Origin of the sequence: Staphylococcus sp. HMSC062A01 (assembly GCF_001836805.1) — a bacterium.
Lineage (GTDB): Bacteria > Bacillota > Bacilli > Staphylococcales > Staphylococcaceae > Staphylococcus > Staphylococcus haemolyticus.
This window is the reverse complement of sequence record NZ_KV830625.1, coordinates 40,584-53,284: the sequence shown is the minus strand read 5'-3', so window position 1 is coordinate 53,284 and position 12,701 is coordinate 40,584. Positions and strand designations below refer to the sequence as shown.

The window sequence follows — 12,701 nt, the reverse complement described above, 5'->3', positions numbered from 1 at the left end:
GTCTCTTATCGCATCTAACACAACTTCAGGTGTCGCGAAATCCATATCAGCTATCCACATACGAATCAGTTCATCATGTTCTTCTAAATCTGAAGTATCTGCGTCTCCAAATAAATAGCCTTTATAACCTTCTACATTCATCGCATTTGTAGAACGACGGTCTATGATCTCATCAAAATTGTACGTCACATGAATGCCTCCTAGAATCATTGTTTAATAAGTCTTATTGTAATACTTCCCATTTATGAATTCACTTTTTAAGATTTCCACTTCTAAATATAAAAAGTGGGAGAAAGACAAAGAATTCATATAAAATTCTGCCTCTCTCCCTATTCTAAAAATTTACGCAAGTCCATCAATAACGTAAGTCACACCTAAAATTGCAAATGTGATGGCTATCATCGTTGATACTAGAATCATCCCCATCATAGGGTTAAAAAGTAAAATAATTCCTAATAGTAAGCCTAAAACGTTAACAATGATAGATAGTCCCTTCAAACGGCTTTGTTTTGAAATGGTCATTAGTCCAATAACTGAACTTACAATAAACCATGCGGCAAACATAAATATGAAGAAGGTTGAACTTGCCCCAACGTTAAATATCACAAGTAGTCCAAATATAATATCAATAATTCCTATGACAACAATTAATCCTGAACCGCTACCGGAAAGCGCTCTCGCAGCACGACGGAATAATAGTTGAATCACACCATTAATAAGAATTAATAAGCCAATAAGCCAAGTAAGTGTGTAGAAATTTTTAACAGGATAACTGAAAATAATAACTGCAACAATTAATAGTAACGTTCCCATAATTAAGCTTGACCATTTTAATTTTCCATTATCTTGTACCATTCAAAATCCTCCTCTCATTAAAAAATAGCCATTATATCAAGTATATTGAAGTTGCGTTGGACTAACAACGAATACATCTTACATCGTTTTACATGAAACATATTATATTTAATTCACGACTCTTCAGTTTCTTACTTTTCCAAAAAGGGTAGACTAAACGTAGTATAAAATTAGGAGGCGTATCAATGAATACAAAAAGAGCATTAGTTGTAGTAACAAGTGTAACGAAATATCCTGATATGAATCGTCCAACTGGATTATGGTTTGGTGAGGTTGTTCATTTCGCGGATGTCTTATATAAAAATGGTTATAAAGTACATTATATTAGTCCAGAAGGTGGCTATACTGCCATTGACCCTCAAAGTTTACAAGAAGATATGATGACAGATTTAGACTGGGAATATTATCAGAATAAAGACTTTATGACACGTCTTGGTCATACAGTTACACCTGACGCAGTTAAAGCTGAAAATTATGACGTCATTTATTTCGCTGGTGGTCATGGTACAATTTGGGACTTCAAAGATAATGAAGATTTACAAAAGCTAACTCAAGAAATTTATGAAAATAACGATGTTGTTGCTTCAGTTTGCCATGGTGCAATTGGCTTATTAAATGTAAAAGATGCTGAAGGTAAACATATTATCGATGGCAAAACGGTTACTGGCTTCTCAAATAGTGAAGAACAAGCAGTGGGCTTAGCCGACGTTGTTCCTTACCTTACTGAAGATGAACTTAAAAATCGTGGTGCAAACTATGAACAAGGTGATAACTGGACTGAGTTTGCAGTCGCTGATGGTCGCATTATTACTGGTCAAAATCCACAATCTGGTAAAGCCGTAGCAGAAAAATTCTTAGAATCACAAAAGTAAATTCTTAGACTACCCGCATAGTAAAATTTACAAAGATGCCTACATGATTTGGAACAATAACGCTTTGATTCCAATATGTAGGCATCTTTATTTATCTATATTAAATTACAACATATTCACTTTTAAAAAATCAATGACACCGCTAGAGGCACTAGTGAAAGCAAAGATTAATTTATTTAAATCTTGTGCTGTTATGCGTTGATTAATAATAAATACAAGTAAATGTACTAAATCAGCTGCATCGACGCCATATATATCTGCGCCAACAAGTCGTTTCTCTTCATCTAAAACGACATACATTTCTGCATCCGTTTCATTTTTATATTCAAATACCATTTGTTTACCAAACGGAATATGTTTAACTGTGTAACGTTCACTTTGCTCAGCTTCTTGAACACTAACACCAATTTGAGAAAGACGTGGTAACGAGTACAATACTGAAGGAATCGCTGGGTATTGTATTTCATCTTGCGTCATTCCTAAAATGTGAGCCGCTATATAATTTGATTCAAATGTCGCTGTTGGCGTTAATTTAGGTATATCTTTATCTAAGACATCGCCACTTGCATAAATATTGCTCACATTTGTTCTTAAATGACCATCTACTGAAATACCTTTCTTACTATATTCGATACCTACTTGATCTAACCCAATACCTTCTACATTTGGATTTCTACCTGTCGCATCTAAGACATAATCTGTATCAATCGTTAATCCAGATGCTGTTGAAACCTTGTATGCTTCACCTATTTTTTCTACTTTTTGCGTCTCTTCATCAAAGTAGAAATGTACGCCTTCGTCTTCTAATTTTTTAATGAGTTGTGTTACGTGTGTTTGGTTAAAACCTTTAAGTGGTTTATCAGAGTGGTGAATCATAGTCACTTCTACGCCTGATTTGATCATTATTGATGCAAATTCCACACTTATTATACCTACACCTATAAATGTCATACGTTTTGGAAGTTCATCCATAGATAAGAAGTCACGACTATCATGAGTTAGTTCTTTACCTTCAATATCTAATTTATTACTGTGCTGACCTGTCGCAATGACAATGTTCTCAGTTTGTAATGCCTCATCATTCACTGTCACTGTGTGTGCATCTTTAATTACACCAGCACCCATATAAACATCGATACCTTGTTGCTCGAACATACCTTTTAACATGCCGTTCATAGGATTAATCACTTGTTTTTTATAATCCATTAAGTTTTCCCAGTTCACATGCAAGTCTTGTGATTGAATAATACCGTTATATTGTGCTGATTCTTCTAACACTTCGTAAGGTCCTTCAAGTAAGATTTTAGCGTTACAACCATAATTTGTACATGTACCTGCAATCGTATCTTTTTCGATAATGGCAACATCTTTGCCTGCATGTTTAAGTGTTAGTGCTGCATGCCATGCTGCGTGTCCGCTTCCTATAAATACAACATCGTATTGTTTCATTTAACTCATCCTTTTTTATTTATTCGTGAGTGCTTTTAAGGACTGTTCTAAATTGCTTAAGACTGCTTTCGTTTCGTTATATTGAGTTTCATCAAATTTTGGAGGTAAACATTGTGCGACTGCCTCAAAGACTGCTTCTTGTTGCTCATGCCCCTTTTGCGTTAAAGAGACGACTAATTGACGTTTATCTGCCTCTGAACGTTGTCGTTTAACCCACCCTGACTGCTCTAATCTCTTTAAAAGTGGGGTCAATGTATTACTTGATAAATCTAACTGTTTACCTACTTCATGTAAGGGTTGATTATCGTGTTCCCATAAAGCGAGTAAAACCAAATACTGAGAATACGTTAATCCAAATGGTTTCAATTGTTGTTCATAAAATTTCGCGAATAAACGACTCACATTATAAGCAGAAAAACAAAGTTGATTTGCGAGTTTCATATCTTCGTTATTCATGGCATCACCTCTTTTCAATCGTGTACGATTAATTAAAGCTTAAACAATCGCGCACGATTAATCAAACAATCTGTTTAAACAGACATAAAATAACCTCCATACCTTTAAATAGTAGGAGGCTATGGGGTAATACATATTTATCTTAACTTTAAGCTATAATAAAGCATATTTTAAATTTATTATTTATCTAAGAAACCGTTTGGGTACACCATTACTTTCAAGGCATCACCTTTACTTGTACGTGTTAATTCCATGGCTTCTTTCGTATCATTTAATTCGAATTGATGTGTGAATAATGAATCAATATCAGCATCTGTTGTACTTAAAATTTGAATGCCTTGTGGGTACGTATTCGCGTATCTGAAGACACCCACAATATTAATTTCATGGTTCGCAATAAATGGCACATTGATTTCGTTCATATCTTCTTGAGGTAAACCAACAATAGCTAAAGTACCGCCATCTTTTAATGAATTTAATGCGCTTCTTAAGGCGATCGGGTTACCTGCTGTTTCGATTGCATAGTTAACACCTTGACCGTCTGTTAATTCTTTAATGCGTTCAACGACGTCTTCATTTTTAATATTTATTGCTGTTGTTGCCCCTAAACGTTTAGCCGCTTCTAAACGATTATCTTCTAAGTCTGAAACGATAATGTTTGTTGCGCCATAAGCTTTAGCAGCTACAACTGCCATTAAACCAACTGGACCCATACCCATAATCACAACAGTTGATCCTGGTTTAATATCCGCACGCTTACATGCTTGTAAACCTACTGAGAATGGTTCAACAAGGGTTGCTTGTTCATAAGTCACTGAGTCTGGTAAATGATAAAGGAAGTCTGCCGGATGGCTTACGTATTCACAGAACGCACCATCGTATGGTGGTGTCGCCATAAATTCCATATGTGGACATAAATTATATTGTCCAGATTTACAATATTCACATTCACGGCAAGGTTCACCTGGTTCGATAGCAACACGATCTCCTACTTTAAAGTCTGTTACTTCATCCCCAACTTGTGCTACCATACCAGCACATTCATGTCCTAATACGATTGGTTTTTCGACTACGAATTCACCAACACGACCATGTGCATAATAGTGAACGTCAGAACCACAAACACCTACTGCCATCATCTTGATTAAGACATCTTTAGGTCCTACTTTTGGCATATCTCTTTCGACAATTTCAATATCATAAGGTTCATGCATTAATGCAACGTTCATTTTCTCCGGAATAGTTTCACTCATAAATAACATCCTCCTAAGTTTATGTATCTTTTATTATTCTTTCACTGAAAAAGATATATGTAAACGATTTCATAAAAATTTATATAGTACTTTTAAACAAAAATAATGAATTCACAAGAATTTTTCGATAAAAAATACGCTTCCCTAAAAAGAGAAGCGCACATCATCTACTACATATTACCTATTGATAAATATTTCGTTTCTAAGTATGGTTCGATGCCTTCTGTACCACCTTCACGACCATAACCACTTTCTTTCATACCGCCAAATGGTGCATGAGCTGCTGATGGACCGCCATCATTCCAACCAATGACACCATAATCAAGTGAGTTATATAGATGGAAGCCAGTACGATAATCATTTGTGAAGAAGTAAGCAGCTAAACCAAATTGTGTATCATTCGCCATTTGAATGGCATCTTCTAGATCTGAGTATGTTGCAATCGGTACGATAGGTCCAAATGTTTCTTCTTGCATTGCAAGCATATCTTGATTCGCATTTGAAACGACGACAGGTTTTAAGAAATTGCCGCCCATTTCTTGTGCTTCGTCTAATGAGCGTGATAATTTAGCGCCCTTAGATTCTGCATCTTTCAATTGATTAACCACTTTCTTCACGCCATCTTCGTTAATCAATGGTCCAATAGTCACGTCTTCATCCATACCATTTCCGACTTTTAATTCATGGACTTTTTGCGTTAATTGTTGAACAAATTCTGCTTCAACCGCTTCGTGAACGTAAACTCGGTTCGCACAAATACAAGTTTGTCCTGCATTACGGAATTTTGAGGCAATTGTTTGATCTACGGCATATTCAATATCCGCATCTTCGTGAACGATTAATGGCGCTAGCCCACCTAGTTCCATTGTGACATTTTCAACTGATTCAGCAGCTTGTGCGATAAGTTTCTTGCCGACATTTGTTGAACCAGTAAATGTAACTTTCTGCATTACAGGATGTTTTGTGAATAATTCACCTGCATCTTTACCAGGCATAATGACATATTGAACGGCATCTTCTGGGATTCCCGCTTCATGCGCCAATTCAATGAGACGAATAGTAGTTAATGGTGTTTGCGTCGCAGGTTTACATACAATCGTACAACCTGCAGCTAATGCTGGCGCAATCTTACGCGTAATCATTGCGGCTGGGAAGTTCCATGGTGTTATTGCTCCTACTACGCCTACTGGGAATTTTTTCACAATAATATTTTTATTAGGTGTATTTGCTGGAATTGTACGACCGTAAATACGTTTAGCTTCTTCGGCATACCAAGAAACATATGAATTCGCATAATCCACTTCACCTTGTGCTTCTTTTATAGGTTTACCACCCTCTTTAGTAATCAGTTCTGCCAATTCATCTTTATGTTCATTAATTAAAGAGAACCATTTATACAACTTATCTGCACGTTCATGTGCATCTACTTCTCTCCAAGATTTGAACGCTTTATGCGCTTTCTCAATTTGTTGTTTGGTTGTTGATTCACTTGTATATTCTAATGTTTCAATTACTTCGTTCGTCGCTGGATTTAAGACTTCTAATGATGCCATATTCATCCACCCCTTTTAGAATTATTGATATAAGTATATACCCCTAGAAATAGATTATCTATCAAACCGTTTTCTATCATTACTAGTTTCACTTTCCTGTACCTACTTTACTTGATAAAATATGTAGACTACATATAACAATTAATGTAAGGAGTTTTTTATGAATAAAAAGATATTTGTCAAAGGATTCATACGAACTTGCACTGAATGATTGGTTAGGATCGGCACAATTTGACCGTCCAGATGATGAGGACTATTGGGCGAAACAATAGGCTGAAGCGTACGTGCGATTTGCCACTTTTGAAAAGAAAAACTATCTAAAAGAGATGGGCGTTCGCTTAACACCTATCTTAGTTTGGGCTGAACGTGGTGGCGCATCAGCTTCTGGTCATGGCAACTCTGTACCACGTGTCCATATTACTTGGAGTACAGGTCCAGGATTAGTGGAACCCTTTAGTCGTTTCGTACTTGAAAAAGAACAAGAAGGTCAATTTAAATTTTTGCCACGTCGCCAAGTGACTGACATTGGCATTGAACATAATCAAATCACTCACATTTCTGGCAACATTTTAGAGCCAAGTGACGTTGAACGCGGAGAGAAATCATCTCGTACCGTAATAGATACGTTCCAAAATGATGTCGATGAGTTGTTAATTACATCAGGCGGCATTGGTGCCAACATGCCACTTATTCGAAAATATTGGCCTAAACGTTTAGGTAATCCTCCACAGACAATGATACAAGGCGTACCTGTTTCAACTGACGGTCGTTTAATTCAAGTTACAGAAGATGCCGGTGCCAACATCGTGAATAAAGATCGCATGTGCCACTATACTGAAGGCATTCAAAACCATAGTCCCATTTGGTCTAATCATGGTATTCGTATCATTCCTGGGTCATCATCAATGTGGTTCGATGCGACCGGTAAACGTATGGCTGCACCAGATTACCCTGGATTTGATACTTTGCATACGCTAGAAACAATCATGAAGACAGGTTACGATTATTCATGGTTTATATCAACGGAAGATATTATAAAGAAAGAATTTGTACTTTCTGGCTCTGAGCAGAATCCAGATTTAACTGATAAAGATATCAAATTATTACTTCAAGAGCGTTTAGGTAGTAAAGCAACGTCTCCAGTAGAAGTCTTTATGGATAAGGGACCTTACTTCATACTTGCCGATGATTTAGGTACGCTAGTTCGAAAGATGAATGACTTAGCAGATAATGACTTACTTGACTATGAAACAATCAAACATGAAATTAAAGCTCGCGACTTACAAATTGATAATCCATTCACTAAAAATCCACAAGTCGCATTTATCAATAATGCATATCAATTCTTAGGTGATAAACTCGTTCGTACTGCTAAACCTCATAAAATATTAAGTGGAAAAAACGGACGTTTAATTGCCATAAAATTAAATATCATTAGTCGTAAAACGCTCAGCGGTATTCAAACGAATCTCGATGACCAAGCACTTAATCCAAGCATGCAACCGATTCAAGGACTATACGCTGCTGGGGAAGCATCTAGTTTTGGTGGTGGCGGTGTTCACGGATATCGTTCATTAGAAGGTACTTTCCTAGGGGTTTGTATCTTTAGTGGTATTCGTGCAACTGAAGGTATCCACCATCATATACAGTAAATTTCATAAATATACACTTCTAAAATAAAGTATTTTCAAAATGTATATCCCACCACTTTTTATGCATTTTGTTGTAAAATTATATTAAATATTATTTTTTAATTAATAGTTATCAATTTTACAATTTTTTGCAAAAGAAGGTGATGGTATGCCTCGCGATAGCTTGAAATCTTTGAAAAATAAAACTGTAACCGTAATAGGTCGAATTGAACATATTACTATAACACCTAAAGTAAAAATTCCAAACAAGCCTATTTTCTCAAAAATTTTATTATTAGATGTTAATATTGGCGGTCAGTATTTCGATCACGTTTGGGTTTATGCATCAAAGAGATACTTTCATAACCAAGAACCCTTTTTACAACAAGTTGTAAAGTTTAAGTCTAAAGTAACGCCTTATGTTAAACATGGCCAACGTGGCTACGTCGAAGATTATGGTATTGATTATGTCAAAAGCCTAAACATACTGCCTAATACATCAATGGAAGAATATGACGAAAGATATTATGATGATGATCTTACTGTAGACTTTTTCTTAACGAATTAAAAGCACATTGCAAAGCTTGATTAACTATCAAGTGCAATGTGCTTTTGTTATTTTATTTTACTTTTAAACCACGATAACGGTTCAATATTCCGATAAATTCTTGCTTACGAGGAAGCGCTAAATTACCAGGATGTCCATCAAAGTTAGATATCGCTTCGATGCCTTCTTCGTCAATTAAGTCGTACATTTGATTCGTTGCATCAATAAGACTCTTATGATTATCTATAAGGTGATGTCTAAAGTAATTCATCATAACGGTCAACGCATTGGTTTGACTGTCATCCACTAATTGTTCTAAACCAGATATATCTATTGCATCTTTGCCGTACATCACTGTGTGTAGCCCTTTGGCTTTCATTCGATCATCTTTCCCTTTTTTAGAGAATGAAGCATCTAAAGGGACACGAGATGGAATCGCACCAAATTGCGTATTTGCCTGTAGGTCACGTTGGTATCCATCTGATTGAGCAATCTCTTTCGCCTCAGTAGTTACATCTTTCAAATGATACTCATCCATCATCAAGACTTGATCGGCCACGTCAAAATAATCACCAGACCCACCAACAATTAGAATAGTTGAAACTTGATGCGCTTCAAAAAGTGGTCTCACTTTATTAGAAAATGGTGTTATTGGTTCTTTATCAGGCGCAATTAACTTCTGCATACGTCCATCACGAATCATAAAGTTCGTCGCCGATGTATCTTCATCAATAAGTAGCGTTGACGTTTGTGTTTCTAATGCTTCCATGACATTAGCTGCTTGTGACGTGCTCCCACTCGCATTGTCAGTCGAAAAGTGCGTTGTATCTTTCTTGCCAGGTAAGTTATCTATAAATGGACTGATGTTAACATTTTGAATTCCACGTCCATCTTCAGCTCGTATCTTCATAGCGTCATGACGCGTAATAACAAACTCACGGCCATCATTTGGAATATGGTCATAGACACTACGTTCAAGCGCTTCTAATAGGGTCGATTTACCGTGATAACCACCGCCAACAATCAACGTTATGCCTTCAGGAATAGACATCCCTGTGACTGCCCGACCACTTGGTAAGTTGAATGTTGTTTCGAAAGCTTGCGGGCTCGTAAATTGAATAGCACCTTTCATTGGCTCATCGGATACACCGCTTTTTCGTGGTAAAATGGCGTTATTTTCGACAAAAGCGACTAAGTGTTGTTGTTCAAGTTGATTCCTAATATACGTTTGGTCTAATTTTAATGTTACTTGATGTTGAAGTGCTTGTTGATCAATATTTTGATACATGATAGCTTGATTTACTATCTTTGGTAAGCCATTTATAAGTGTATGGGCCGCAACTTTTCCAAGAATCTTACGTCCTGTTGCTGGCATACCAACTTCAATGCGCACTTCAATTTCTTTATCATTAATTACGACTGATGTACGTTCTAACATTTCTTGACCACAATGATCGATGAAAATTTTACCGTTTTTAACTGAACCTTTAACAGTACGATTAAATGCCGAAGTTTGATGGCCAAATGCTCTAGTTAAGAAATCTGATACTGCAATACGTTTGTCTTTCTCATCTAATAATTCACTTGGAATTTTGGCGACATCACGTTGAATGATAAGACGCATTTTTGAAGGTGGCGCATAAGGATCCACCTGTACATGATCGATTGCTAAGTGAAATTGATCAAAGGCATATATACCTTTCATTCGTTTATACGCTCCATATTTTTGTCCATCTAACGATTTTAATGTCTTTTCGAGATCTATTGAGCGCTTCATCATTATTCCTCCGTTCAGTAAGTGTCTATTCACAGTTTACCCAACCTAACCGGCACGCATAACTTCATTCAAGAAATTCTTGATTTGAATATAAAAAATGCATCTCAAGCATTGGATTTTCAACCTTCAGCTGAGATGCATATCATCGAATTATTAAAACCTCTCAAAAAATTCTTTTCACTAATAATGAAAAAGTACAAAGACTCATCTTGCACTTTTCCAAATATAATTATAATGCAGTATAACCACCATCAATTGTAAATACGCTACCTTGTGCGAATGATGAAGCGTCAGATGCAAGGTATACAACAATGCCACCTAATTCTTCTGGTTCACCTGGACGACCCATTGGTGTCGCCCCCATCCAATAATCGATCATTTCGCCTCCAGTATTAAACATTGGTTCAGTTAGTGCCGTTTTCATGTATCCTGGCGCAATTGTGTTTACTTTGATGCCATATTTTGACCATTCCATTGCTAAACTTTTCGTTAACATGATAACGCCTGCTTTAGATGCATTGTAAGATGCTTGTTCTTGTGGTTTATTGGCAATTAATCCTGACATTGATGATGTATTAATGATTGAACCATAGCCTTGTTTTATCATTTGACGTCCTACTGCTTGTGCTACTAAGAAGACACCATTTAAGTTTAAGTTAATTACTTTTAACCAGTTTTCGTAAGATACGTCTTCTGCTTTTTCATTAATTGTCATACCAGCATTATTTACTAAGATATCAACTTTACCGTACTCATTCACGACGTCGTCTACCATTTTGCTAACATCTTCTGGATTTGTAACATCTACTTTTAATGCTGTCGTTTTAACGCCTTCATTATCTGTAATTGCTTTTGCTGTTTCTTGAGCTAAATCTAATTTAATGTCTGCAATAACAATATCTGCACCTGCTTGTGCTAATGCTTCTGCCATAGCTTTACCTAGTCCCATGGCACCGCCTGTTACGATTGCTACTTTACCGTTTACTTTAAATTGATCAATAATGTTTGTCATTTTTATCATCCTTTTTAATTTGATTGTGTATTAACTGTTGTTTTTACTTGTCTTCCAGCCTGTTGTACTTTCATAAAGAATGTAAGAACAAAGCCTAATACATATATCACTGCATATGCCCAAATCGTTACTTCAGCTGAAGCGAATATAAGCATGACACTTGCAAGTCCATAACCTAGGAAATTACTTAAACCAGCTGCTAAGTTATGTACGGACACAGCCGCCCCTTTATGTTCAGGTACCAACGTTGGGAAGATGGCTGACATTGGAACGAATGCAGCAACAGCGAAGCCGAACATCAGTGCAATTAAAGTTGTCACGAATATATTAGGTCCACTCCATGCAGGGAAATAATAGAACGCTAACGTAGAAACGGCCATACCAATACAGCCAAACCAGCGTACTTGGCGTACCCAACCAATTTTATCTCCCATAATACCCCAGAATAAATTAGTGAAGATTGTAATAATGTACATTAATCCCCAAACACGTAACCATTCTGACGTAGTGAAGCCGAAATCTGCTGTATAAACGTGTGGTAAGAATACAACCAATCCGAATAATGACAGTTGGTTAATGATTCTTACGACAAAGGCAACTGCAACGTTCTTATTCTTAAGAATTGTGATACCTCGGCCAAATTCTCTTAACATTTCTTTCTTAGTCATGCGTTGTGCTTCGACATCTTCGCCTTTTTTATCTTTAACTAAGAACATCGCGATTAATCCACCAATTAAGATGAAGATTAATGATGACCATAAAGTACCCATTTCACCAATGATTGGAATTGAAAAGCTTGGTAAATATGAACCTAGTACTCCAATACCGATTGAATACATTGCCCAGAACCAACCCATTGCTGAAGCTAGTTTGTAACTTGGTGAAGAATATGTAATCCATACGACAAAGCTATAAATAAACATTGGATATGCTAAACCACGAATACCATACATAATCATCATCATGGCATAGTTTTGTTGTTCTAGACCAAAGACTAAAAATCCAACATGGAAGATCATCCAAATAATAAACGCGAATGTCATCACACGTCGTGGACTGAAAATCTCAGCCATCACACCTGATAACCATGAAGCGATAGCTACGACTAAACCGTAAACGGTTAAGACATTGCCGGCTTCAGAATTATCAAAGCCAAGACTCATAATATATTTAGATAAAAATGCTTGCTCCATACCGTCTCCGGTCATAAAGATCGCTACGGCAATGTATCCCCATATTAATACCATAGGCAATCCTAGAAATTGACGTTCTCGTTTGTCTATCTCGTTCGCCATT

At 36.5% G+C, this 12,701-nt stretch carries 11 protein-coding genes and 1 pseudogene; 3 read left to right on the top strand and 9 right to left on the bottom strand.

Annotated features, from left to right (window positions below; translation table 11 throughout):
- Both HMPREF2715_RS06920 and HMPREF2715_RS06915 read right to left on the bottom strand, forming a co-directional pair.
- Positions 1-189, bottom strand: a pseudogene (locus tag HMPREF2715_RS06920) (aminotransferase); the annotation flags it as partial.
- Between the two features lie 153 nt (positions 190-342).
- Positions 343-855: a DUF308 domain-containing protein gene (locus tag HMPREF2715_RS06915; protein WP_070440427.1), complete on the bottom strand. Its 513-nt coding sequence runs from the start codon at positions 853-855 to the stop codon at positions 343-345.
- Positions 856-1,040: 185 nt separating this feature from the next.
- Between HMPREF2715_RS06915 and HMPREF2715_RS06910 the strand changes: the two genes are divergently transcribed.
- Complete coding sequence (locus HMPREF2715_RS06910) at positions 1,041-1,727, top strand: type 1 glutamine amidotransferase domain-containing protein (protein WP_011274547.1); 687 nt, start codon at positions 1,041-1,043, stop codon at positions 1,725-1,727.
- A gap of 105 nt (positions 1,728-1,832) precedes the next feature.
- On the opposite strand, the gene HMPREF2715_RS06905 is transcribed toward HMPREF2715_RS06910, so the two are convergent.
- From HMPREF2715_RS06905 to HMPREF2715_RS06890, 4 genes are all read right to left on the bottom strand, one after another.
- Positions 1,833-3,176, bottom strand: coding sequence for a dihydrolipoyl dehydrogenase family protein (locus HMPREF2715_RS06905; RefSeq protein ID WP_070440425.1), 1,344 nt, complete (start codon positions 3,174-3,176; stop codon positions 1,833-1,835).
- A 15-nt stretch (positions 3,177-3,191) separates the two neighbouring features.
- Positions 3,192-3,632 carry a MarR family winged helix-turn-helix transcriptional regulator gene (locus HMPREF2715_RS06900; RefSeq protein WP_011274545.1) on the bottom strand — a complete coding sequence of 147 codons (441 nt, stop codon included), beginning with the start codon at positions 3,630-3,632 and terminating at the stop codon, positions 3,192-3,194.
- A 179-nt stretch (positions 3,633-3,811) separates the two neighbouring features.
- A complete protein-coding gene (locus HMPREF2715_RS06895) occupies positions 3,812-4,885 on the bottom strand; it encodes an NAD(P)-dependent alcohol dehydrogenase (protein ID WP_011274544.1) in 1,074 nt (357 codons plus the stop codon).
- A 170-nt stretch (positions 4,886-5,055) separates the two neighbouring features.
- Positions 5,056-6,438 carry an NAD-dependent succinate-semialdehyde dehydrogenase gene (locus tag HMPREF2715_RS06890; RefSeq protein WP_070632272.1) on the bottom strand — a complete coding sequence of 461 codons (1,383 nt, stop codon included), beginning with the start codon at positions 6,436-6,438 and terminating at the stop codon, positions 5,056-5,058.
- Positions 6,439-6,722: 284 nt separating this feature from the next.
- On the opposite strand from HMPREF2715_RS06890, the gene HMPREF2715_RS06885 reads away from it, so the two are divergent.
- Both HMPREF2715_RS06885 and HMPREF2715_RS06880 read left to right on the top strand, forming a co-directional pair.
- Positions 6,723-8,090, top strand: coding sequence for an FAD-binding dehydrogenase (locus tag HMPREF2715_RS06885; RefSeq protein ID WP_083307977.1), 1,368 nt, complete (start codon positions 6,723-6,725; stop codon positions 8,088-8,090).
- A 148-nt stretch (positions 8,091-8,238) separates the two neighbouring features.
- On the top strand, positions 8,239-8,637 hold the full coding sequence (locus HMPREF2715_RS06880) for a hypothetical protein (protein WP_053036177.1): 399 nt from the start codon (positions 8,239-8,241) through the stop codon (positions 8,635-8,637).
- Between the two features lie 52 nt (positions 8,638-8,689).
- Here the strand turns inward: HMPREF2715_RS06880 and HMPREF2715_RS06875 are convergent, their stop codons facing one another.
- The 3 genes from HMPREF2715_RS06875 to HMPREF2715_RS06865 form a co-directional block, all read right to left on the bottom strand.
- A complete protein-coding gene (locus HMPREF2715_RS06875) occupies positions 8,690-10,393 on the bottom strand; it encodes an ABC-ATPase domain-containing protein (protein WP_070839712.1) in 1,704 nt (567 codons plus the stop codon).
- Between the two features lie 229 nt (positions 10,394-10,622).
- Positions 10,623-11,405: a glucose 1-dehydrogenase gene (locus HMPREF2715_RS06870; RefSeq protein WP_070839709.1), complete on the bottom strand. Its 783-nt coding sequence runs from the start codon at positions 11,403-11,405 to the stop codon at positions 10,623-10,625.
- A 14-nt stretch (positions 11,406-11,419) separates the two neighbouring features.
- Positions 11,420-12,700: an MFS transporter gene (locus tag HMPREF2715_RS06865; protein ID WP_070440420.1), complete on the bottom strand. Its 1,281-nt coding sequence runs from the start codon at positions 12,698-12,700 to the stop codon at positions 11,420-11,422.
- Between the last annotated feature and the right edge of the window lies 1 nt (position 12,701).